At 55.7% G+C, this 23,535-nt stretch carries 25 protein-coding genes; 13 read left to right on the top strand and 12 right to left on the bottom strand.

The window, feature by feature from the left end; translation table 11 throughout:
* Positions 1-20: 20 nt before the first annotated feature.
* Entirely contained in the window at positions 21-419 is a 399-nt protein-coding gene (locus ACSC94_RS06970; protein ID WP_014103381.1) for a hypothetical protein, read from the bottom strand.
* Positions 416-856: a hypothetical protein gene (locus ACSC94_RS06975; RefSeq protein ID WP_435640125.1), complete on the bottom strand. Its 441-nt coding sequence runs from the start codon at positions 854-856 to the stop codon at positions 416-418. The genes ACSC94_RS06970 and ACSC94_RS06975 overlap by 4 nt, the downstream gene beginning before the upstream one ends.
* Positions 857-1,032: 176 nt before the next feature.
* On the opposite strand from ACSC94_RS06975, the gene ACSC94_RS06980 reads away from it, so the two are divergent.
* From ACSC94_RS06980 to ACSC94_RS07005, 6 genes are all read left to right on the top strand, one after another.
* Entirely contained in the window at positions 1,033-1,677 is a 645-nt protein-coding gene (locus ACSC94_RS06980) for a helix-turn-helix domain-containing protein (protein WP_435640126.1), read from the top strand.
* A 99-nt stretch (positions 1,678-1,776) separates the two neighbouring features.
* Complete coding sequence (locus tag ACSC94_RS06985; RefSeq protein ID WP_435640127.1) at positions 1,777-2,298, top strand: PH domain-containing protein; 522 nt, start codon at positions 1,777-1,779, stop codon at positions 2,296-2,298.
* Between the two features lie 4 nt (positions 2,299-2,302).
* Entirely contained in the window at positions 2,303-3,280 is a 978-nt protein-coding gene (locus ACSC94_RS06990) for an adenosine kinase (RefSeq protein ID WP_435640128.1), read from the top strand.
* Positions 3,281-3,433: 153 nt separating this feature from the next.
* The gene (locus ACSC94_RS06995; RefSeq protein WP_435640129.1) at positions 3,434-3,679 is read left to right on the top strand and encodes a hypothetical protein; all 246 of its coding nucleotides are present in this window, start codon (positions 3,434-3,436) and stop codon (positions 3,677-3,679) included.
* A gap of 14 nt (positions 3,680-3,693) precedes the next feature.
* A complete protein-coding gene (locus ACSC94_RS07000; RefSeq protein ID WP_435640130.1) occupies positions 3,694-4,380 on the top strand; it encodes an orotate phosphoribosyltransferase in 687 nt (228 codons plus the stop codon).
* Positions 4,380-5,138 carry an NAD kinase gene (locus tag ACSC94_RS07005; RefSeq protein WP_435640131.1) on the top strand — a complete coding sequence of 253 codons (759 nt, stop codon included), beginning with the start codon at positions 4,380-4,382 and terminating at the stop codon, positions 5,136-5,138. The genes ACSC94_RS07000 and ACSC94_RS07005 overlap by 1 nt, the downstream gene beginning before the upstream one ends.
* A 3-nt stretch (positions 5,139-5,141) precedes the next feature.
* Here ACSC94_RS07005 and ACSC94_RS07010 read toward each other — a convergent pair whose 3' ends face one another.
* Complete coding sequence (locus ACSC94_RS07010) at positions 5,142-6,041, bottom strand: hypothetical protein (protein WP_435640132.1); 900 nt, start codon at positions 6,039-6,041, stop codon at positions 5,142-5,144.
* A 19-nt stretch (positions 6,042-6,060) separates the two neighbouring features.
* Positions 6,061-6,948, bottom strand: a complete 888-nt coding sequence (gene purC, locus ACSC94_RS07015; protein ID WP_435640133.1) for a phosphoribosylaminoimidazolesuccinocarboxamide synthase — start codon at positions 6,946-6,948, stop codon at positions 6,061-6,063.
* A gap of 122 nt (positions 6,949-7,070) precedes the next feature.
* Here purC and ACSC94_RS07020 point away from each other — a divergent pair, with 122 nt between their 5' ends.
* From ACSC94_RS07020 to grxD, 4 genes are all read left to right on the top strand, one after another.
* The gene (locus tag ACSC94_RS07020; RefSeq protein WP_435640134.1) at positions 7,071-7,391 is read left to right on the top strand and encodes a DUF1476 domain-containing protein; all 321 of its coding nucleotides are present in this window, start codon (positions 7,071-7,073) and stop codon (positions 7,389-7,391) included.
* A gap of 495 nt (positions 7,392-7,886) precedes the next feature.
* Complete coding sequence (locus tag ACSC94_RS07025; protein ID WP_435640135.1) at positions 7,887-8,375, top strand: hypothetical protein; 489 nt, start codon at positions 7,887-7,889, stop codon at positions 8,373-8,375.
* A gap of 81 nt (positions 8,376-8,456) precedes the next feature.
* Positions 8,457-8,696, top strand: a complete 240-nt coding sequence (locus ACSC94_RS07030) for a BolA family protein (protein WP_435640136.1) — start codon at positions 8,457-8,459, stop codon at positions 8,694-8,696.
* Positions 8,697-8,737: 41 nt separating this feature from the next.
* Positions 8,738-9,070, top strand: a complete 333-nt coding sequence (gene grxD / locus ACSC94_RS07035) for a Grx4 family monothiol glutaredoxin (protein ID WP_435640137.1) — start codon at positions 8,738-8,740, stop codon at positions 9,068-9,070.
* Between the two features lie 69 nt (positions 9,071-9,139).
* Here grxD and rodA read toward each other — a convergent pair whose 3' ends face one another.
* The 7 genes from rodA to ACSC94_RS07070 form a co-directional block, all read right to left on the bottom strand.
* The gene (rodA, locus tag ACSC94_RS07040) at positions 9,140-10,273 is read right to left on the bottom strand and encodes a rod shape-determining protein RodA (RefSeq protein WP_435640138.1); all 1,134 of its coding nucleotides are present in this window, start codon (positions 10,271-10,273) and stop codon (positions 9,140-9,142) included.
* A complete protein-coding gene (mrdA, locus tag ACSC94_RS07045) occupies positions 10,273-12,240 on the bottom strand; it encodes a penicillin-binding protein 2 (RefSeq protein ID WP_435640139.1) in 1,968 nt (655 codons plus the stop codon). Before mrdA ends, rodA begins: the two co-directional genes overlap by 1 nt.
* A gap of 26 nt (positions 12,241-12,266) precedes the next feature.
* Positions 12,267-12,791 carry a rod shape-determining protein MreD gene (mreD, locus tag ACSC94_RS07050; protein ID WP_435640140.1) on the bottom strand — a complete coding sequence of 175 codons (525 nt, stop codon included), beginning with the start codon at positions 12,789-12,791 and terminating at the stop codon, positions 12,267-12,269.
* A 6-nt stretch (positions 12,792-12,797) separates the two neighbouring features.
* Positions 12,798-13,673: a rod shape-determining protein MreC gene (gene mreC, locus ACSC94_RS07055; RefSeq protein WP_435640141.1), complete on the bottom strand. Its 876-nt coding sequence runs from the start codon at positions 13,671-13,673 to the stop codon at positions 12,798-12,800.
* A gap of 450 nt (positions 13,674-14,123) precedes the next feature.
* Positions 14,124-15,164 carry a rod shape-determining protein gene (locus tag ACSC94_RS07060; protein ID WP_435640142.1) on the bottom strand — a complete coding sequence of 347 codons (1,041 nt, stop codon included), beginning with the start codon at positions 15,162-15,164 and terminating at the stop codon, positions 14,124-14,126.
* A gap of 199 nt (positions 15,165-15,363) precedes the next feature.
* Positions 15,364-15,489, bottom strand: coding sequence for a type B 50S ribosomal protein L36 (ykgO, locus tag ACSC94_RS07065; RefSeq protein WP_014103402.1), 126 nt, complete (start codon positions 15,487-15,489; stop codon positions 15,364-15,366).
* Positions 15,490-15,619: 130 nt separating this feature from the next.
* Positions 15,620-16,012: a DUF3307 domain-containing protein gene (locus ACSC94_RS07070; RefSeq protein ID WP_435640143.1), complete on the bottom strand. Its 393-nt coding sequence runs from the start codon at positions 16,010-16,012 to the stop codon at positions 15,620-15,622.
* Positions 16,013-16,192: 180 nt separating this feature from the next.
* Between ACSC94_RS07070 and ACSC94_RS07075 the strand changes: the two genes are divergently transcribed.
* From ACSC94_RS07075 to ACSC94_RS07085, 3 genes are all read left to right on the top strand, one after another.
* The gene (locus ACSC94_RS07075) at positions 16,193-17,434 is read left to right on the top strand and encodes an EAL domain-containing protein (RefSeq protein WP_435640144.1); all 1,242 of its coding nucleotides are present in this window, start codon (positions 16,193-16,195) and stop codon (positions 17,432-17,434) included.
* Between the two features lie 262 nt (positions 17,435-17,696).
* Entirely contained in the window at positions 17,697-20,855 is a 3,159-nt protein-coding gene (locus ACSC94_RS07080) for an FG-GAP-like repeat-containing protein (RefSeq protein ID WP_435640145.1), read from the top strand.
* Complete coding sequence (locus ACSC94_RS07085; protein WP_435640146.1) at positions 20,852-21,268, top strand: hypothetical protein; 417 nt, start codon at positions 20,852-20,854, stop codon at positions 21,266-21,268. Before ACSC94_RS07080 ends, ACSC94_RS07085 begins: the two co-directional genes overlap by 4 nt.
* 3 nt (positions 21,269-21,271) lie before the next feature.
* On the opposite strand, the gene ACSC94_RS07090 is transcribed toward ACSC94_RS07085, so the two are convergent.
* Positions 21,272-23,530, bottom strand: coding sequence for a CHASE2 domain-containing protein (locus ACSC94_RS07090; RefSeq protein ID WP_435640147.1), 2,259 nt, complete (start codon positions 23,528-23,530; stop codon positions 21,272-21,274).
* Between the last annotated feature and the right edge of the window lie 5 nt (positions 23,531-23,535).

The following is a 23,535-nucleotide window of genomic DNA, read 5'->3' on the forward strand; positions in this document are numbered from 1 at the left end:
AACAATGTTGGTTTAAAAAATCAGGCGGTCGCGATATGGCGATAGAGTTGCCACGGCGTCATAATCCACCGGTCATGCAGGCCGAGAATGCGTTTCACCGCTTCGACACAGGTGAACGGCATCGGTGGCGCACAGCGACGCGGTGCTTGCCGCACCGTGGTCGGCACCACGCGTTGCCCCCGCCCCGCCAGCCATGCCGGCAAATCGAAATCCGCCGGAACATGATGCACGGTGATTTCCGTTTTATTGGCCAGCGGATCACACGACAGCCAATGCCGCCCGTCATTCAGCAAAACGAAGCAATGACGGAACCCCGGACGCAGGAAGCGCAGCCACGGTAAATCCGTTTCCCCGGTGAACACCACCCATGCGTTTTGGCGATTGGACGACGAATTGGAAAATTTGGACATCATGCTCATTCTGCGGCCTCCTGTAATACATGCATGGGAACGACAACGGACCCGCCCCAAAACCGCACCATGTCGGCGCGCGGGCTTAAAATTCCCTTGTCGATAAACGGTTGTTCCATCACCGCCATGGCCTCGGTCCACAGACGGTGGGCGCGTTGCTCCTGCGGGCGGCGCGGATCGGGCGGCAACATGCGCAGCCCGTAATGGCGCAGGACCAGCATGTGATCCATGCTCAAATCCCGGTTGCGGTGCAGACGGTCCAGAACGCGCAGCACGTCGATCGGCTCGCACGGGCGGGCCACCAGGCCGCCACCCTGCAACGATTTGGCGCCGTCGATGCGCGCCTGCTGCGCCTGCATGAACCAGAACCAGAGCGCGTCCATCGAATCGAAGGCCTGCGCCGCGGTGATCGTGACGGGGTTCGGGATATATCGGTCTCTCGCCATGCCTTTACTCCACACAAAGGTTCGTATAATGTTCTCAAACAATGCACGGCCCCACACCGTTTTGTTCTCATTTTGTTCTTTATGACGGAGAAACTTTGCCCTGTCAAGCCCAAAATAGGAAAATGTTCCTTTCTTTTTTGGTTTACGGGCGAAAAATATGATGGGATTATTCTCCTATGTTTACCCATGATCAAATCTGGACCGCAATCGACCGCCTGGCCAAAGACCGGGGCTATTCCGCATCAGGACTGGCTCGTCAGGCCGGGCTCGACCCGACATCCTTTAACCGCAGCAAGCGCGTCAGCCCCAGCGGCAAGCCGCGCTGGCCGTCGACCGAATCCATCGCCAAAATCCTGTCCGTCACGGCCTGCGCCGTCGGGGATTTCCTGTCGATGGGGGGGATTGAGGCCACGGGCAAGGCCGCCGCTGGCGTGCCCCTGCTGGATATGGCCACGCTGGCCGGCGGGCGCAACCCGACCGCAGCGCGCGAAAAAAGCAATAAAGACAAGGACAAAACCGCCCCGGCCCGCATCGCCGCATCCGCCGCCCACTATGGCCCGGCCTGTTTTGCGACCCATATTGATGACAAACGGTTTGAACCGTTGTTCCGCAAAGGGGCGGACCTGCTGATTGATGCCGATTGTGAAATGACCGCCGGGGACCGCGTTTTGCTGTTCTCCCGCCGCGATGGGCTGGTCTGTGGTGTGATCAAGACCGTTCAGAAAAGCGGATGGGACATCACCCTGCCCGGCGGTGAGCAAAAAACGATGACCACTGCCGACACGGCATGGATTGGCCGCATCGTGCTGGCCACCCAATAAGCGTAAGCCTCTCTCTATATATAAGAGTGCGCGCGGGCTTGCCCGCCGGAATAAAACCCTTTAAACCATGCGAAACCCGAGAGTGGAGAGAGCATCGCCATGACCGAAGTCCGGAAAAACACACACCCGGTGAACCAGGAAAGCCGCAGCGATCTGTACGTCCGCACCCTGTTGCGCGATGGTGAGACCCTGACCCTGATGGGCCAGATCCATTACGGCATTTACTGGAAGGCCGCCGCGTTGGGGGGCTTGAGCCTTCTGCTGCTGTTGACCGTGTTTAATCTGGGCGTTTTCATGCTGATCATCACGGCGCTGGCGTTTATCTTTGCCGCGCTGACCAAGCATTATCTGTTGCTGGCCCTGACCAACAAAAACGTCATTATCCGTTTCGGCATCATCAATCTGGACACCGTGCAGGTGCAGATGAACCGCATCGAAAGCGTCCAACTGGCCCGCACCATCATGGGCCGCCTGCTGGGTTATGCCAGCGTCGTCGTTACCGGAACGGGTAACCGCGTGATGATGATCCCCTTTATCGCCAACGCGGACCAGTTCCGCGCGGCGCTGGAACACCAATTGAATGCGCGCGATGACGCGCAAATGAAAAATCAGGACGCGTAAACCTATGTCGAATATCCCTGCGGCTCTTTGTATTGGCGTTTGCAATGTTGATGTCATCGCGCATGTCGATGATTCATTTCTGGAACGCCACAGCCTGGACAAGGGCACGACCACGGTTTTGAGCAGCGACGCCCTCCTCAATTTGATGGGCTATCTGAACCGTCCGTTCTACCTGCCCGGCGGGTGCGCGGCGAATACGGCGTGTGGTTTAGGTCTGGAAGACGTCGACACCACCTTCTGCGGCATGATTGGCACGGATTTTTACGGCGATATTTTCCGCAACGGTTTTAAATCATACAACGTCGCCTATCACCCCGTAACGGATGTGAAAAAACACACATCGTTGTGCATTACGTTGATCACGCCGGACAAGGAACGCAGCTTCGTTCTGGCCACCGATATGGCGAGCTGGTTCCTGCCTGAAAACACACTGCCGGACCGCGACACAACGCGCCCGTTGATCGTCTACATCGAAACCAACATGTTCCGCATGACCGCCGGAACGGACAAACAATCGATGGTTCATGCCGTTTTGGATAAATATGCGGCGAATGATACGCGCATTATCCTGAATCTGGTGGACACCGAAGTCACCGGCCACCACCGCGACCTGATCACCGCGTTGATGGGCGACCGTCTGGCCTTTATCGTCGGCAACCATGAAGAGATGAAGGTCCTGTTCAACGTCGACACGATCGAGGCGATGGAGAGTGCCGCTCTGGCCTCCGGCCAATCCTGCGTCATCACCATGGGCGATCGCGGTGTGACGTTGATTCATAAAGGGAGCATTTCGCGCATCCCGTCCGTCATCCACCTGAAACCCGCCGACATCGTTGATACGGTCGGCGCGGGCGACCAGTTTTCCGCCGGGTTTATCGCTGGCCTGGTCGAAGGCATGGATCTGGAGGCCTGTTGTGCCCAAGGCATGCAGCACGCCACCGAAATCCTGCGCCAACCGGGGGCCCGGCCGCTTGCGGCGTAAACGTTCCCCTTTTCAAATTGTCATCCCGAACGCATGTGAGAGATCTCACCTATAATGAAGGGGGATCCCTCGTCGCTTCGCTCTGTCGGGATGACAGACAGGCAATGACGGGATGATCTTGACTTTCGATAGCAGGAATATTATCCTATATTTATGCTCTCGCCCGAAACCAATGCCCGTTATGACGGGCCGATCCCCCACCCTTTACGCACCTGCGCGGCCCCGCCCGCGCTCTATGGCCCGCCGCCCGCCTTGGCCGCGGATTTATTCGACACCCTCACCCGGCTGCGGCAACTGCGCCGGACCAATCTATCCGATCAACCGTTGAAAACCCTGTATGCACGGATCGCCGCCTTGCACGCACGGCTGGTTCGGTTAAAGTCATGGGACGTTTTTTAAACACAGGCTGAGACATGAGCACAGACCGTAAAGAGATCGCAAAGATCGCCGCGCAAATCCTGCTGGATACCAAAAGCGTTTTGTTCAATGTCGAACACCCCTTCATCTTCACCTCGGGACGCGCCAGCCCGGTTTACACCGATTGCCGCCGTTTGATCGCCTTTCCGGCGGAGCGGACGCAATTGATGGATTTTGGCGCCGATATTATCCGCGCCGAATGCCCCGATGTTGAATATATCGCCGGCGGTGAAACAGCGGGCATTCCCTATGCCGCGTTTATTGCCGAACGGTTGAACAAACCGATGCTATATGTCCGCAAAAAGCCAAAAGGTTTTGGCCGCATGGCCCAGATCGAAGGCTGTATGGATCAGGAGGGCGCGGAAGCCATTCTGGTCGAAGACATGCAAAGCGATGGCGCCAGCAAGAAAGTCTTTATCGACGCGCTGCGCGCTGCTGGAGCCACCATCAATCACTCCTTCGTCATCTTCCATTACGGCATCTTCCCGTCCAGTGAAGCCAACATGAAAGCCATGGGCGTCACGCTGCATGCACTGACCACCTTCTGGGACGTGTTGGCCGTGGCGCGGAATCGCAATTATTTTGACACCGCCACGCTGGACGAAGTTGAAAAATTCCTGCACGCGCCGGAAGACTGGTCCAACGCCCATGGCGGCCATGTGAAAGAAGGAATTTCCCATTGATGCGCATTCATTTTACAGCCAACGACACCGATGAGGCGCAGGACGCCATCCGCACCCTAAGCGCCGCGCATGGCCAGACCGGCGTGGCGGATGCCGATGTCATCGTCGTTCTGGGCGGTGATGGCACGTTGCTGGAAACCGTGCATAAAACACTGAAACACAACAAGCCCGTATACGGCATGAACCGCGGGTCGGTTGGCTTCCTGCTCAACCCCTATCGCCCGGACAATCTGCTGGACCGGTTACAGGGCGCGCGCGCCATTACGCTGTACCCGTTGAAAATGATCGCCAAGGATAAAAACGGCCGCACGGTTGAAGCGCTGGCGTTTAACGAAGTCTCCCTGCTCCGGCAAAGCCGGCAGGCGGCGAAGATCGGCATTGCACTGGATGGCGTTGAACGCCTGCCGGAACTGGTCTGTGATGGTGTTCTGGTATCCACGCCCGCCGGATCAACCGCATATAACTTCTCCGCCCACGGGCCCATTATTCCGATGTCCGCCAACGTGCTGGCCCTGACGCCGATCAGCGCGTTTCGCCCCCGCCGCTGGCGCGGGGCCTTGTTGCCCAGCCATACCACAGTGCGTTTTGAAATTCTGGAAGCCGATAAACGCCCGGTCAGCGCCACCGCCGATTACACGGAAATGCGCGACGTGGTGCAGGTGGATATTGTTCAGGATAACAACACCCCGTTCACCATCCTGTATGATTCAGACCATATGCTGGACGAACGGATTTTACGCGAACAGTTTGAACCGTAAGATTTACGGTGCGGGGCTAGCCTTCGCCGCACGACCAGCGCGCAGCAGGAACAAACCCGTTTCCGATGGATGGTTCAGGATAATATCCGCCCCGCCTTGTGTCGCGGTGCGCTTGATATCCGGGGCGCGGCCATTGCGCACCTGAATCACCACACCTTGTGGGAATTTCTGCGCATCACTGACCAGCAACGCCGCCGCGCGGTCATTGCCGCCGGGGGACAGGCTGTCGCCCATAAAAATGGTCAGCGCGTTGTGATCCACATAATCGGCATGATCAATCGCATAGCCCTTGTTAAACACTTCGGACAACACCGTCACATCATGTTCTGTATCGCTGTGGATCAGGAAGATTTTTTCGCCGTTCACCACCGGATGATCCGGTGATTGCAGGATGATTTCGAAGGCGCGGCGCGCTTCAGCCAGAACACTGGCGCGTTTTTGCGCGTCCTGGTCCACCATATTGCGCGCATCCATATTCACGCATCCATGTTTGTAATGAACGATCAACCCCGGATTGATCGCGCCCAGCGCGCCAGCCGCGGCATTAAACTGCGCGATAATACCATCGGCCCCTGCGGGCAGGACCAGTTTCTCAATCACGCGCGCCCCGGCCCGCATCAATTCCGTTCCGTGGCTGCCCATGATGTGGAATGGCGGCTTCGTTTGTGAAACCGGCAATTTGGCCAGCATGTTCTCCGCCGTGCGCCCCGTGATCATCGTAAAGGACACGTTCTGATGTTTGATCAACGCGCGAATACCGATCAGCGCGTTCCGATCAATCGTCGCGCGCAACGGATCATTGCCGGAATGGCACAATGTGTCGTCAAAATCGCTGAAAATCTGCACACGCTCTCCCGCGCGGATGGCGGTGGAGACGCGATCAACCAGTGTTTTTATATCCATTGTCTTATACCCTGTTCAATTAACCCTTGCGCGGTTTTCCCGGCGTTGGCCCTTTGGGGATGGAGCGCAACTGGCGTTCCTGCCCCAGGTCATTTTCAATCGTGGCCAATGATGCCGCCAATTGTTCGTTGATGTTGCCGCCATCGATAATGCCCGTCTGCGGCACAAGGCCCAGACGTTTTGCAACATCCTGATACGCTTCAATCACGCCGCCCAGATCATGGCGGAAACGATCTTTGTCCAGCTTCTCACCCGTCTGCGCATCCCACAGGCGGCAATTATCCGGCGAAATTTCATCAGCCAGAAACAAATACAATTCCCCGAACTCGCCATGCATGCGGCCAAATTCCAATTTGAAATCGACCAGACGCAAGCCCACGCCCGTGAACAGACCGTTCAAATAATCATTGATCCGCCACGCCATGGCCAGCAGTTCGTCCAGCTCGTACGGGTCGAGCCAGTTGAACGCGATGATGTGGTCTTCGTTCACCAGCGCATCGCCGCTTTCGGCTTTCTTGTAATAAAACTCAACCACCGGACGCGGCAGGATGATGCCCTCTTTCACGCCCAGACGCTGGCACACCGGACCGGCGGCAATGTTGCGCACAACCACCGACAACGGGATCATATCCAACTGGCGCACCAGCTGTTCGCGCATATTGACGGATTTCAGGAAGTGGGTCGGAATGCCGATTGTTTCCAGCTTCGTCATCAAATGCGCGGAAATGCGGTTGTTCAACACGCCCTTGCCCGCGATCACGGCTTTTTTGGAATTGTTGAACGCACTGGCGTCATCTTTGAAATACTGGATCACCGTACCCGGCTCCGGTCCTTCATAGATGATCTTGGCCGCACCTTCATAAATCACGCGACGTCTAGACGTCCGCGGGTCTTTGTTCCACATCATGGGCACAACTTTACAGAATGGGTTCGATAAGGCCCCTATATAACCATGGATTCAGCGGCTTTCAAATGCTAGATTTGGGCCGAAATTCGCATTTTTAACCCCGACCAAGAGGACTGGACAGTATGTCGAACTTTAACGACCGCAAGGACGCTTTTGAAAACAAATTCGCCCATGACGAGGGCCTGCGCTTCAAGGTAGAGGCCCGCACCTGCAAGCTTTTCGGCCTGTGGGTTGCGGAACAGCTCGGCCTAAGCGGTGCCGATGCCACCACCTATGCCGGCGAAGTTGTCGCCGCCAATCTGGAAGAAGCCGGATTTGACGATGTGAAGCGCAAGGTCCGCCCGGATCTTGAAGGCAAGGGTCTTGAGATTTCCGACCATATGCTGGACACCATGCTGGACCAGTGCGGACAAACGGCCAAAGAACAGATCATGGCGGAATAAGCCCGCAACCGCAGAACGATTAAAAAAGCCCCGTAAAACGGGGCTTTTTTGTATTGTACTTTTAGCGTTGTATTCCCTAGTCCAACTCGCGGCTGGGTCTCTTAACCGGACCCATAACCTTCGAACGTGCGCCTGTGGGAAGTCTCTATCGCGGACTTTTGCACAGGGCGTGACCACCTCTTCAAATTTGGTATGGGAGAATTGTTAGCCAAGCGGGGCTTGGTATGCAAGTAATAATCCATCCTTTGATTGCGAAATCGCGTAATAAAGTTGCGAATATAAGCGTTTTTTCCGAAAATTCGGTCTTTTGCGGTGCATCACGCCACTTTTTCGCCTTTTTTCACCCCGATCCCCACCCCCATTTTTCGCGTTTTGCGACCCCCAATGGTAGGATGAAGGAAGACACGGATCTGGCTCACCCCGCTTCCGCTGTCCCGATTCCCTTGCTATGGCTTAAACACCGTTCAAAACAGGCTCGATAACAGGCGCACACGCATGGCAACGTTCTCTCTCCCCTCTTTGAAGTACACATTGAAGCTGGATATCCCGCTGTCCGTTGCGGCCCTGATGCTGGCCGGGGCGGCGCTGACCGATTATCCGCTCAACAATGTCTGCCTGATCGGGACCATCGTCGGTATCGTCTTCTTTATGGCGCGGGAGGCTGATCGCCTGTTCGCGGGGCGTGCCCGCACGGCGGTTCTGGTGTGGTGGATGGCGTCTTTATGCGTCTTGTTCATCCTCGGCACGCCGCTGGCCTTGATCATGGCCCTGCTGCCGGGCGTGATCTATGCCCGTCGCCACCGGGCCCAAGCCGCCTTATCCGATGATTTTCTGGAGGCGATGAAGGACCGGGGATACCGCCTGATTATTCTGGCCATGGTGTTTCTGGTCACCGCGGCGGCCCTGTATGGGTTCAAAGTCGTCCCGAAAATCATGGATAAACAGGCCATCGGGCTGGAAAGCTATTCCAAAGTGTCTATTTAAACCCCGGAAAAGACGCGAAAACTTGCGCATTTTTGGGCACATGAGTATGCTGAACCGATTGAAGGATACGAAAGTAACGCCATGGGCATGACCGCCGCCGCCATTGAAGACTTGATCCGCCAGGGCATCCCCGATGCGCAGGTTCAGATTTCCGATCTGCGCGGTGATGGCGACCATTATGCGGCCTATATCGTGTCGGAATCCTTCCGTGGGAAAAGCCGCGTGCAACAGCACCAGATGGTCTATGCCGCGCTTCAAGGGAAAATGGGCGCTGAATTGCACGCGCTGGCCATCCAGACCGCGATTCCGCCAGAAGAATAATTGAATCAGAAACACTGCGTAAAGAAAGAGAGTGACGAGGAATGGATAATATTGTTTTCGACCGCATCCGCAGCGAAATTAACGCCAATGATGTTGTTTTGTTTATGAAGGGCACCGCCGTGTTCCCGCAATGTGGTTTTTCCGCCGCGGCTGCGCAAATTCTGACCCAGTTGAATATCGCGTTCAAGGATATCAACGTGCTGGAAGATAGCGGCATTCGCCAAGGGATCAAGGATTTCGCCCAATGGCCCACCATTCCGCAATTGTACGTCAAGGGCGAGTTTATCGGCGGGTGCGACATCATCCGCGAAATGTTCGCCAGCGGTGAATTGCAGGATCTGCTGCGTGACAAGGGCGTGGCGTTTGCCGCCTAAGTCCTTCGCGCTATCCTGAAATAAAAAAGGCCGGTTCAACCCGGCCTTTTTTATTGCGTGTTGTGCGCGTCAATTCCGCGGAAGTTTGCTATCGCGGTGAATATTGGCCGATATAATCAAGCCGAACCCGATCATGGCCGCCAGCATTGATGTCCCACCATAGGACACGAGCGGCAGCGGGATCCCCACAACAGGGATCAACCCCATAACCATAGCAATATTGATAAACACATACAGTGAAAAGTTCACCATCAGGCCAAAGGCCAACAAGCGCCCATAAACATGGCGGCAGCGGAACGAAATCCAACCGCAGTAAATGAAAATCAACAGCAACAGGCCCAGCAGCACCAACCCGCCCGTCAGCCCCCATTCCTCGGCCCACAGCGTGAAAATAAAGTCGGTTTGCTTTTCCGGCAGGAAGTTCAAATGGCTCTGACTGCCATTCAGAAACCCTTTGCCCTCAATCCCGCCGGAACCCAGCGCGATTTTCGATTGCATGATGTGATAGCCAGACCCCAGCGGATCGGCCTCTGGATCGAGGAAGGTCAGAACGCGCTGTTTCTGGTAATCATGCATATAGAAATGCCAAACCAGCGGAATGGCCGCCAGTCCCGCCGCGATCCCGACGATAAACAGCCAGATCGGTGCCCCACCAAGGAAGAACAACGCCGCCCCGTCCACCACCAGCATCACCGCCGTACCCAGGTTTGGTTGCAGCAACACCAGCCCAACGGGCGCGAGGATCAACAAAGCCGGCGGGATCAGGAAGGTCAGGCGTCGCAAATCTTCGGACCGCGCGCCATTGAAATAGCGCGCCAGCGCCATGACCAACGCCAGCTTCATCAATTCCGATGGCTGAATTTGAATAAAGCCCAGATTGATCCAGCGCTGCGCGCCCATGCCCATCTGCCCAACAAATTCGACGAAGACCAGCATGACAAAGCCGGCCGCGTAAATCAGGTACGACATGTTGTACCAGAACCGCTGATCAATCAGCGCCACGATAATCATGGCCGCCAGACAGAAGACAAAACGGAACGTCTGGCGTGACGCCCACGGGTCCATGTTGCCGTTCCCGGCAGAATAAAGCGCCGCAATACCAATAAAAGCCACCAGCGAGACCAGAATAATCAGGCCCCAATTCATATTGGCCAGTTTCTGTGACAAGGTCGGGCCGGATTGCAGATCAAAGCTTCCTAGCATTATCCCGCTCCTTGCGCTGGCACAGTCTCAGTTTCCGGGGCGACAGATTCGGATTCTGGCGCGACCTCATCTTCAATCTCAGCGTCGGCGGGATCGGCGCTCAATGTGGTTGTATTGTGCACAGGCATGGGCGCAGGGGGCACACCATGTCCATCGGGCGATACAGCCCGCGCCGCCGGGTTGCGTTGTTGCGCCATCAAAATCAGATCCTTGGCAATCGGCGCGGCCACGGCCGAGCCGCCACCGCCATGTTCAACCACCACGGACACAACATAACGCGGATCATTATAGGGCGCATAACCAACGAACAGCGCATGGTGACGATGGTTCCATGGCAAATCTTCGTTCTTGATCCCCAGCGCCCGTTGTTCTTTGGTAATCCGGCGGACCTGTGATGTTCCGGTTTTCCCGGCCATCTCCATCCCCTCGACCGTGATACGAGAGCCATAGGCCGTACCGCGCGGGTACATAACGACATGCTCCATCCCATCACGCACAATCGCCAGATGCGCGGGGTTAAACCCCATGGACGGCCATTCTTTCTTTTCAATGGGAACATCCCCGATCATCGCCGTTAATTGCGGCATCACCGCGTGGCCCCCGTTGGCCAAACGCGCCGTCATGACGGCCAGTTGCAACGGCGTCGCCTGCACATAGCCCTGCCCGATCGAGGCCACAACCGTTTCCCCCCGGTGCCATGGCTGGCCCAGATGGGAACGTTTCCATGCTTGCGACGGGATCAACCCTTTGCGTTCCTCTGCCAGCCCGGTATCCAGCATGACGCCCAAACCAAAACGATTGGCCATTTCGCCAATCTTGTCGATGCCGATATCCAACGACACTTGATAAAAATACGTATCGCAGGATTGCGCCAGCGCGGTGACCAGATCGACACTGCCGTGCCCGCCTTGTTTCCAGCAATGGAAGCGTGTATCGCCCATATTGAAATGGCCGGGGCAAAATACACGACGACCCGGCGTTATGGCGCCGCTTTCCAGACCCGCCATGGCCGTCACCATTTTATAGGTCGATCCCGGTGGATATTGCCCGCCGATCGCTTTGTTGTTCAGCGGCACGCCCGGGTCGGCCAGCAAGCGGTTCCATGTTTCCGGGGTCAGGCCCCGGCTGAATTCATTCGGATCAAAAGATGGCACGGATGCCATGGCATAGACCGCACCGGTTTTCGCATCCATGATGACCGCGGATGCGGAACGCTGGGTCGACAAGCGCTCCCGCACATAATCCTGCAATTCCGAATCAATGGTCAAGGTGACATCACGGCCCGGCTCGCCCGGATTGCGGCTGAGTTCGCGCACCTCGCGCCCGACCACGTTCACTTCAACTTCGGCGGCACCGGCGCGGCCGCGCAATTCACTGTCCAGAACTTTTTCCAGACCCGTCTTGCCGATTTTGAAATCCGGCATTTTCAACAACGGATCATCCGTGGTCTGGTCCGCCTTGTCCACCGCACCGACATAGCCGATCATATGCGCAACGGCTTCACCCAACGGGTAATACCGCACTTCACCCACATCAATCGACACACCGGGCAGATCAGGCAGATTGACCTCGATCGTCGCGACCTCGTCCCATGACAAATTGTCGCGAATTTCCAGCGATGCGAAGCGTGGGGATCTTTTGGCCGTTTTCAAAATGGTTTGCACTGTTCCCTCTTTCAGAGGGATCAGCTTGGCCACATTGTTCAGAACCTGTTCCAGATTGGTGGTTTGTTCCGGCACGACCAGCACACGGAAATTCTGGCTGTTCTCGGCCAGCGCGACGCCATAGCGATCAAGAATCAAACCCCGCGACGGGGCCAGCAGCTTGACGTTAATCCGGTTATTTTCGGCCAGCGTTTTATAACGATGCCCCTCGACCACTTGTAACCAGGCCAGACGTCCGGCCAGAACAGCCATCAACCCGCCCTGCATCGCGCCAATCAGCAGCGCGCGGCGGGTAAACGACATACTCCGGTCTTTATCACGTCTGCGTTTCATGAGGGCAACAGGCGGTGGGTCAAAATCAAAAACAAACTAATCACGGGGAAGAGAAAGACCGTCATCGCCGCGGCCACCATAATCGGCATCAACGGCCCCCAAGCCATATCAACCAGACCATACAGCCCCCATTGCAACAACGCCACCCCGCCAACAACGAACGAAAACACCGCCCATGTGGTGATATAAGACTGCGCCATCAGGAAACGGCGCTGGTCCCGCACGACCATCTGGACCAGAACGAAGGAAATGGCATTCACGCCCAGCGCGGTGCCGGAAATCATATCCAGCAAAATACCGACGATGAAACACAGCACCGGCGGCATCAGGGTCGGACGATAAATGGCCCAGTAATAAACCGGCATCAAAACCAGAAACGGTTTGACCACCCCCATATAGGGCACGGGCAAAGCCGTGACGTTCAACAGGAACAGCACAGCCAGAAGGATGTACGGAACCGTCAACCGAAGGGCAGCATCAATGCTGGTAATTGAAATTTGTCGCGAACGGCGTCTTCGCATGATGGATCAAGGCGCAGGCGCGGCAACAGCGGGAATAACCGCAGGCGTTTCCGCAAGATTGTCCAGAACGGTGCGTTCCAGAACACGGTCAATGATCCGCACGAAGGACAAATTATCGGCCTGCGCCAGAAGTTGAACACTCACCTGACCATTCTCGCCCAGAACGACATAGCCAACCGGAACACCCGGCGGGAACAAACCACCATGGCCCGATGTGACGATGCGGGCCCCGGCCTGTAATTCATGATCACGCGGCAAATGAATGAGAACGGGCGTTGAGCTGTTTTCCCCGGCAACAATCGCCTTTATGTCAGATCCTTCAATAACCACAGGCACGCGCGAGTTCATGTCGGTCAGCAACAAGATGCGCGCAGCACGGCCGCCAGATTCAATCACGCGGCCAACCAGACCTTCGCCCGACAACACCGCCTGCCCCTTGACCACGCCATCATTTTGTCCGGCAAGGATCAGCAGACTGCGGGCAAATGTATTCCCCGCATCAGCAATCACGCGGGCGGTGATGTAGGTATAAGGTGGCGGCAATTTCAGATTCAAAAGTTGCTGAAGCGATTCATTTTCCGTCTTCAGGCTCAGCGCGGTTTGGTACCATTCGCGCAGGCGGGCATTTTCAGATTTCAGGCGTTCATTCTCCGCCTGCAATTCGGTCAGGCCCGTGACCGCCGTCACATAATCGGCCGCCATACGAAACGGTGTGTTCACCGCGGCCATTAACGGCGCGGCCACATCGGTCGCAGCCAGACGCACGCCTTGCAGCGTTGCCGGGTTCATTGCCGATGCCATAAACAGGATAATGCCAGTGACGAGAAAAATAAGCGACGGAGTCCGCGTTCCCCACAAACGAAGGGACAGTAAACGGGTCATTCCTCTGCTGCGCGTGCGTATTCTCAAAACCCTGACCTTTTAAGTGTCCCTTTCGGACGGACGAAACGATATTCCTGAAGAGAAAATTACACCGAAAGAGGTAAAACAAATATGAAAGCCGTTTCAAGACCTTCCAATGTTTAATCTACCGGAAATTTCAACATTCGTCCACGCACATCGATTCAAATACGGTGCGTATTGATTTCAAATGTATGTAAAATGCAAGCCGATAAATGCACCCCAAGCCGCCATCCACCCCCAATCGTCATCCCCGCCTTGTGCGGGGATCCGGAGTGGACCGGGATAATTATAGGGCTTGCGGCCCCAGATCCCCGCACAAGGCGGGGATGACAATGTTGGGCAAACGTCCCGAGCCCGCGCAAACATACCAACAAAAACCCCGGCCTCCTTACGGAACGCCGGGCTTTTTAAATCATTTGCAAAACGCGATCAGTAATTGCCGATCAGGACGTTTTTCAGGGCCTTTTCCTCTTCCAGCGCGTGGCCGGTGCCCAGCGCAACGCAGGACAGCGGGTCATCGGCGATGGTCACGGCCAGCCCGGTGGCATGGCGCAGAACATGGTCCAGATTGCCCAGAAGCGCCCCGCCCCCGGTCAACACGATGCCCTTGTCCACGATATCGGCGGCCAGTTCCGGCGGGGTGTGTTCCAGGGCGACCTTCACCGCCTCGACAATCGCACCCACCGGCTCGGCCAGAGCCTCGGCAATTTGGCGTTCGCTGATCATGATTTCTTTCGGCACGCCGTTCATCAGATCGCGGCCTTTAATTTCCACCTGGCGGCCTTCGCCATCGGCAGGCTGGCATGCGGAACCAATTTCTTTTTTGATGCGCTCCGCCGTGCTTTCACCGATCAGCAAATTATGCACGCGGCGTGTATAGGCGATGATGGCTTCGTCCATCTTGTCACCGCCAACGCGCGCGGATTTCGCATACACGATACCGCCCAGCGAAATAACGGCCACTTCCGTCGTACCGCCACCAATATCAACAACCATCGATCCCGACGGTTCCGTCACGGGCAATCCCGCACCGATCGCGGCGGCCATTGGCTCTTCAATCAAACCAACGCGGCTTGCGCCAGCGGATTCAGCAGACTCAATAATCGCGCGTTGTTCAACAGCCGTCGAACCCGACGGAACGCAGATCACCATTTTCGGTGAGACGAAGGAACGACGATTGTGAACTTTGCGAATGAAATGTTTGATCATGGCTTCGGTGACTTCGAAGTCAGCGATCACGCCATCACGCAGCGGACGAATGGCAACGATGTTGCCCGGTGTCCGGCCCAGCATTTGTTTGGCTTCGTTCCCGACGGCCAGAATATCTTTCTTCCCGCCATTGATGGAGATGGCCACAACAGAAGGTTCGTTCAGAACAATACCGCGCCCGCGCACATAAACCAGCGTATTGGCCGTGCCAAGGTCAATGGCCATATCATTCGACATAAAACCGAAAATCTTAGAGAACATGGATGATGGTCCGAAAAATCGAGGAAGGAGGGATGGTCTTGTAATATTCTGTATAGCAGAGAAAAAATGGCTTTTCACCTGCTATTCTTCATTTTTGTGGACATGAAAAAAGGCCGGCGGCGCAATCGTGCGTCCCAGCCTTTGATCCCGTATAACCCCGGCGGCACGAATGCCGCCAGCGATTCGGTCGTAAGGGCAATTAGCCCTGACGTACCTTCATACGCGGGTTTTTCTTGTTAATGATGTAAACGCGGCCGCGACGACGAACCATCTTGCAGTTACGGTCACGGGATTTCAACGTTTTGAGCGAGTTCACGACTTTCATGGCGCAATTCCATATATGCCTAAAATTCTTACAGAGGCCGCACAATAGCCATCGCCTGCGCCCCTGTCAAGCGTTCCTTCCCCCATTTCTTGAGAAAGAAAAAGCATATTTTTCAATGCGTTAGATTCACTCAGGTCGCCGACAGCAGCAAAACCAGCATGATATAAGTGAAATGGGTCAGGTTATGGGCCTCCTGATCCAGACCAAAGGACCACCAGAACCAGCGGTCCGTCGGTCCCCAGCCATAGCGCCGGCTGATAACGCCCTTGGTCCGGTCAATGGCCCCGTGGACCACACAATCCACCAACCCCAGCCACCACAGGCCCGGCGCGAAGACCAGCATTATCAAAAATGTCATGGCCCCATGAATCAGCGCATGCAGGGCCAGAGCCGTATATCCGGCCAATCCCGGCGCGCCCTTGTTCATGGCGATCCAGTCCGTTTGTAACAAGAAGTCCCCGGCAAATTGCTTGGCCCGGAAGGTGATATAGAGCAACGGTAAAAGGATCATCCACGACATCATACATACGTCCCCTTCTGATGATTATGGAAGCAATCTGCGATGCCGTCCAGCAAAGGATTGATTTCGTACGATTGCACCCGTTTTGTTAACCATCCATTCACCGACCTGCTCCATTATGGTGTGGGGAAATTCCCGAATACTCTGTTGCGATCATCATTTCAAAAACTGCGGACTTCGACTTTGACAAAATCCGATTCAAACGGCGCCAGCCACTCTAAACGCAGCTTTGACACCGGCGAAACCATCATGCGCCAGGGTGATGCGGGCGATTGCGCCTATATCATCGAAGACGGCACCGTCGAAATTCTGATCGAAAAACCCGATGGCCGCGTTCAGCACGTGGGCACACGCGGCCCCGGCGCATTGATCGGCGAAATGGCCATTGTTGACAGCGCCCCACGCACCGCCACGGTGCGCGCATTGAAACCATGCAAGATGCTGGAAATCACGATGGATGATTTCACCAGCCGCCTGACCGGCACCGACCCGGTCATGCAAATGATTATGCAGGTGATCCTGACCCGCTATCGCGACACGCTGACACGCGCAGATATTTTACACGACAGCGATTCATTCCCGCCACCGGAAATGCTGGAACAGGATCTGGCGGAAAAAGCCGATGTTGTTGAATCCATAAAAATCGCAAACGAATTTCAAACCGCGCTGGAAAACGGCGAACTGTCCCTGCACTATCAACCGATCATTGATCTGACGCGCGGGAATGTTGTCGGGTTCGAGGCCTTGATGCGTTGGGTCCATCCGGAAAAGGGATTTATCTCCCCCGGCGTGTTTATTCCCATCGCGGAAAAGAATGGATTGATCGTTGAGGCCAGCCGCTGGGCGCTGGGTGAATCATGCCGCGCCCTGCGCCGTATTGAGGCCCGCGTGGGTGCCGACCGTGAAATGTATATGAGCGTCAACTTTTCCTCGACCGATTTCGCGTCGGAGAATTTTATTGACCACCTCTACAATATCATCAGCGAAAGCGATGTTTTGCCGACGCAGGTCCGTTTGGAAATCACTGAGCGCCTGCTGATCCAGCAACCGGACAACGCCAAGGCGATGTTGCAGATGTGTAAGGATGCCGGCATGGGCATCGCCATCGACGATTTCGGCACGGGCTATTCCTCGCTCAGCTATCTCTACTACTTCCCGATTGATACGTTGAAAGTGGACCAAAGCTTCGTTCGCGCGATGCAGCGCGATGAAAAAAGTCTGGAACTGGTTAAATCCATCGTCGGGCTGGGCAAAAACATGAAAATGTCGATTATTGCCGAAGGCGTTGAAACAGTTGAAGAAGCCCGCCTGCTTCAGGATATGGGCTGTGACAAGGTGCAGGGGTATTATTTTGCGAAACCGATGCCGGAAAAAGACGTCATCGAATTCCTGCGCAATTATCAGCCTATGAAACTGCGCGCGTAAAACCCGCCCTACCCGCATGAATTTTCAGCAAAATCCGCAGGTTTTCTGCGGATTTTTTAATCCATAAAATTTTATCTATATCCGCCTCAAGCCCTTCAAAAATTTCAATAAAATGCCGGACAATAATTACACGAAATTAAACAATGTCCGGGATAATGGGAGAATGCGGCACAGGTGTATGCACCGGTCCGCATCGTGTGCATCGCGGATCACAATGGGGATTTCGCGGGTGAATTTGGGGAATATCAAAGGGGTTTAAAAGATGGCACGGAATGTTGATGGCAGTGTCGAGGGCGTTTCCAGTTCCGATCAGGGACCGGTGAAAACGATCGACGCCAACGGACAGACGAAAATCGATCTGCCGGATTCCAGTTTTATCACCGATGCCACCATGATACGCGATGGGCAAGACTTGGTCCTGCACAACGACAATGGCCAAACCATCACAATCGAAAATTATTTCATTGCCGACACCGCCCCAGTGTTGAGCAGCCCGAATGGTGCCATCCTCAGCCCCGCGATGGTTCAATCCTTTGTCCACAGTGAAAACGCCGGCCAGTACGCGCAAATGGGCTCCGTCGATGACGTCAGCCCGGTGGGTGAAATTACCGAATTAAATGGTGGCGCAACGGTCACGCGCGCCGATGGCACAACGGAAACCATCACGCTGGGCACGAAAGTGTTTCAGGGTGACGTGATTGAAACGCAGGGCAATGGTGCCGTCAATATCACCTTCGTCGATGAAACCAGTTTCGCCGTTTCCGAAAATGCCAAGCTGGCGATTGATGAATATGTGTTCGACCCGGCCAGTGGATCAGGCAAAACCGATTTCTCGGTTCTGAAGGGCGTGTTCGTGTTCACATCCGGCTTGATCGGTCGCGAAGACCCGGATGACGTGACGATTGATACACCCGTCGGCTCCATCGGTATTCGTGGCACGACCATCATGGGTGACATTGACCCAAGCGGCCAGAGCCAGATCACCGTGGTCGAGGGCGCCATCGTCGTTCGTACCGAAGCGGGCGAACGGACGCTGGCTGAACAATTTGAAACCGTCACATTGACGGGACAGGACAGCGAGCCGACCTATCAAGGCACATTGGACGCCAGCCGCGTGACCGATGATTACGGTTCCGTGAAATCCGTATCCGGCACGTTGTTCAGCGCCTTTGGTGCCGACGATGCACCGGCGGCGGACAGTGCGACCGATGAGGCTGCGCCGGACGCATCCGAAACGACAGTGCCCGAAGGCGAAGAGTCCGGTGCCGCACAGGAAAGTGCCCCGGCGGAAACCGCCCCGACCACAGACCCAGCAACACAACAGGATGGCGCACTGGATCTCGCACCCACAACGGATATGGCCTTGGTCGGTGATGACACCATGACCGGTGGGTTGGACAGCGGCTTCGACCGTGCCGCAGAGACGGGCACCACCCTTTCCAACGTTGTTGGATCAACGACCAACACGGCAAGTTCAACCCTCAGCACTGATGGCAGCACCTTGGGATCGACAACAGGGAATACAGCCCCTGCCCCCATCACAACACGCCCGACGGATACGAATACACCGACTGATCCGTCCGTTCTGCCCAGCACGGGAACAGACACCAGCACAGGCAGTGGCGGTGGAACCGTCACGCCGCCAACGCCACCCGTACTGGACCTGAACGTCAACCTGCTGAGCAATCTGAGCGACGTCAGCCTGTCCGGCCTTGTTGTTGGAACAGTCTCCACCACAGTGGCCTACACCGAAACACTGAGCTTCGTCCTGACATCGCCGATGAGTGGCGGGAATCCGTTATTCCAACTGGTGTCCACGGGACCGGATTCGGCCAATATCGTGCTGACCCCGGCCGGAGCGCTGGCCGTTCTGGCGAACCAGAGCCTGAGCCTGAGTGTGACAGTCACCGAACCCTCCACGGGACGGACCGCCACATCCGGAAACAATGCAACCGTTCTGGATGCCGCCGATATCAGCCTGAACGATATTCATGATGCCTCGACTGCGGATGGGCGCTTTATTCCGTCCATCGCCACCGGGTCGCACCACGCCAATGCCGTGGCCGCCGTTGGCGATACGGATGGCAATGGCACCGCGAATTACATTTTCGCCAGCGACAACACTTTGTTCCTGGATGATAACAGCGGAAACATCGCGCAATATAGTCTGGCCACGCTGGGCTTCGACAACACCGAAGGATTATCCATTAACGGTGTTGGCGACGTTGACGGCGATGGGAAAATGGACTTCGTCGTCGGTGGACGCAACACGGCCAGCGGTGAAGGCCGCGCCGTCTTGATCGGTGGCGATGGCACCATTTCCGGCATCGACGGATCATCCGGCGTCAGCCACTTTGGTCACGAAGCGATTGGCCTTGGTGATATTAACGGCGACGGTTTTGCCGATGTCATGATCACATCCCCCAGTTCATCCGTCTATGGCAAGGCCGGCATTTATCTGGGTGGCAGTGATTTCAGCAATATTTTAACGGCCACACCGGACTATGTCATCAACGGCCCATCCACCAACAGTAATTTGGGCCGCGAAGCCGCCAGCCTGGGTGATTTGAATCAGGATGGATTTGACGATTTTGCCATCACCGTACCGAAAACAGCCGGGGCGGTGAACGGCGAAGTATGGATTTATAACGGCGGCAATACAGTCAACACGGCCAGCCCGTTTAAAATCACCGGTCTGCAAACCGGTGCGGATGGCGGATTGGGCTTGCTCAATCTGGGCGACATGAATGGTGGGTACAAAAATGATTTCGCCATTTATGAAAGCGGAACCGACACAATTCACGTTGTGTTTGGCGAAGCGCATTCATTTGCGCCTGGCGGCACAGCAACGATCAGCGCTGTTTCAGACCTGAGAATCACCGCCAGCGACGCCAACTCAAAAATTGAAAGCGGTGGCAGCGTCGGCGATTATAACGGCGATGGCCGTGAAGATATGGCCGTTGCGGTACGCACCGATTCGACGATGGATATTTACGTGATCTATGGCCAATCCGGTATTGCCGGGTCCATCGACCTGGACAATCTGACGCTGGAAAAGCATAAATACGAACAAATTCGTATTGATCTGACCGATCCGGATTTGGGCCTTGCCAACCCCAACACTGATCCGTTCGAGGTTGAAATTTCCGCCCTCGGCGATTTGAACGGCGATGGGTATGACGATTTCGCCATTGGCACACCGAATGGAGATGGCGGCGATGGCGGCCTGTACCTGATGTACGGTCAATCCGACGGGGGCCTGACCTCCAGCGGCCAGACTCTGGTCACCGGCACAAGCGCCAGCGCCACGGCCGCGGGTCAAGCCGTCAAGCCGTTGTTGGGACATACGCCGCCGATACGCTGTCCGATGGCGGTGCCTTCTCGAACGTATCCATCAATGGCGGTGCGGGGAATGATGTGATTACCCTGTTCTCCACCAACACCCGTCATGTTGATGGTGGCGCCGGATACGATCAGGTTAAATTGAACGGTTCGGGCCTGATTGACCTCAGCGGTGCCGATGGATCAACCAGTTCAAACAGCCTGGTCAACGTTGAACAAATCACGATGATGCAGGCATCGACCACATTAAGAATGGATATGGCCGATATTTTCAAACTGCTGCAACAATCGGCCGACAACCAGCTTTATATCAACACTGAAGGCGCGTTGAGCGGAAACCTGCAACTGTATGAAGGCGGAACGGTTGAATCACTGACCAATGCCGGATTTACGCAAACAGGAACGTCAAATGTGAGCGGAACGGATTACAACGTGTTCGAAATGGGTGGGTATCAATTGTATGTTGATACAAACGTGGCGGTAACCGTTTAATCCTTATTTCGACGTCGCTTCAAAAACGCCGTCCCAACCATCGTTGGGGCGGTTGTTTTTTAAGGTGCGGATGCGGGACAGGAACATATCGTAATACCCATCCAACCGTGCCTTTGAAGCGGATTGCGCATGACCCAACGCCTGCTCCGCCCCGTCGAAGTCTCCGGCCCGGTACAAATCCAGCATGGTTTGATGTGCGGCCAGCCATGTCGCAAAGTCCGGCGTGGTGGCATAGGCCTCGTCGCCGACCAGCGTGAAAATGCGCACCGGTTCGTTTTTCCCCTTCACGCGCAGCAGGTCCAGCTCAACAAAAGCCAACGGACCCGCGGCCTTTTTCGTGCGTTCTGACACCAGAATTTGCACACCATAGGCCTTGGTCTGCCCTTCCAGCCGCGAGGCCAGATTGACCGAATCCCCAAGGGCGGAATACGCGAAACGTTGCTTCGACCCCATATTCCCCACGGACGTCATGCCCGTATTCACACCGATCCCGGCGCTCAAAACCAACGGTTTTTGCCCATTTTGCGCGGCCCGTTCCATCAGGGCGGCATTGATCGGGGCCAGCGCATCATTCATCTGCAACGCCGTCAGGCAGGCGCGGCGCGCATGGTCCGGATCATCCAGCGGCGCGTTCCAGAACGCCATCATCGCATCGCCCATATATTTGTCGATGGTCCCACGGTTTTCCATGACCAACGATGACATGGGCGTCAGGAAATCATTCATCAGCTGAATCAATTCTTCCGGGCTCAACCGTTCCGATATGCCCGTAAACCCGCGAATGTCGGTGAACATGATAGACAGTTCACGCACCTCACCCCCCAGACGCAACTTGTCCGGATCGCTGGTCAGTTCCTTCATATAATCAGGCGATATATACAAACCGAACGCCTGACGAATCTGGCGGCGGTCAGCCTCCATCCGGATATAGGCCAGCAAGGCCGACGCCATAAAAATCACGCCCAAGGCCAGCGACGGATAGAACACATCGATCAACTGACCATGGTTCAGGAAAGCATACCACCCACCATAAATGCCACCACCAATCAGCAGCGTCACAATCAACGCCTGACCAAACGCACCAACGAAGGGCGCCAGCCCGACGATCAAAAGACCAGCGATCAGAATGGAAACCGCCTCCAACCCCTCAACCTCAATCGAGCGGTGCAGGAATTTTTCCTGCAGGATCTGGTCGATAATATTCAGGTGAACCTCAACCCCCGGGCGGAACACATCCAGCGGCGTGGCCCGGATATCTTTCAACCCGATGGCGCTGGTCCCAATCAAAACGATCTTGCTGCGGATCAAAGACGGGTCGACGGTGCCGTCCAGAATGCTGGCCGCCGACACATACCAATCATCCCGCGACTTCGCGAAATACGCGAGGAAGTTGCCTTGCGCATCCGTCGGGATCAGCACTTTGTTTTTCAGGAAACGTAACCCTTCCACCCCGAAACGGCTGGAATCCAGTTCCGCAAACCGCTCATCCGCCAGCTCAATCGACAGCGCCTTTTCACCCAGCAGATACCGCACAACCTCAAGCGACAGAGATGGGTAGAAGAAGGAAATATCCCCGCCATCTTTTCCCTTGTCCTGCATCGCCACAACCATCGGCACGCGGCGGATAACGCCGTCTGTATCTGCCGTGACGAAGAAACTGCCTTCGCCATAGGCACCCTTGCTGATCACCGGCAGGTTGACCGTGGCATTGTTCATGATGCGTACATAACGCTGCGCATTCTTCTGGCTGAAAAACGCCTTTTGCATCGGGCGGTTGCCGGTTTCTTCGGTGACGAATGAAAATCCGGTAATAACATTCCCGGCCTTGGCAATCGCATCACCAAACACCGTGTCATTATCGGGCAATTTTTCAATCGCCGCCCGCAAATCAACCGCACCATCCTCCGCCGGGATGTAGGGCAGAAGACGCTGCGGGCTGACCCGGTCATGTTCGGGGAAGACGGTATCGAACGCGATGACCAGTGCGCCCTGTTCGTTCAGCTTTTCAACCAATTGCGCCAGCACATCGCGCGGCCACGGCCATTGCCCCAATTCGGGCCGCGCCATGGACGCTTCGTCAATATCGACAATAACAACGTTATTGCCGGGATCGCGCGGTTTCAGGATGTTGTAATAATCAAAGGTGAAATGGCGAATTTCCTGCCGCCAGCGGGCGTTGGAAAAGCTCATACCCACGGCCACCGCCACCAGAACCAGCAGCAGGCACAAATGGAACCAGCGATTGATGGCAAGACGCATCATCAGCG

The sequence above is a fragment of the Micavibrio aeruginosavorus genome (assembly GCF_051245535.1).
In the GTDB taxonomy this organism is placed as follows: domain Bacteria; phylum Pseudomonadota; class Alphaproteobacteria; order Micavibrionales; family Micavibrionaceae; genus Micavibrio; species Micavibrio aeruginosavorus_D.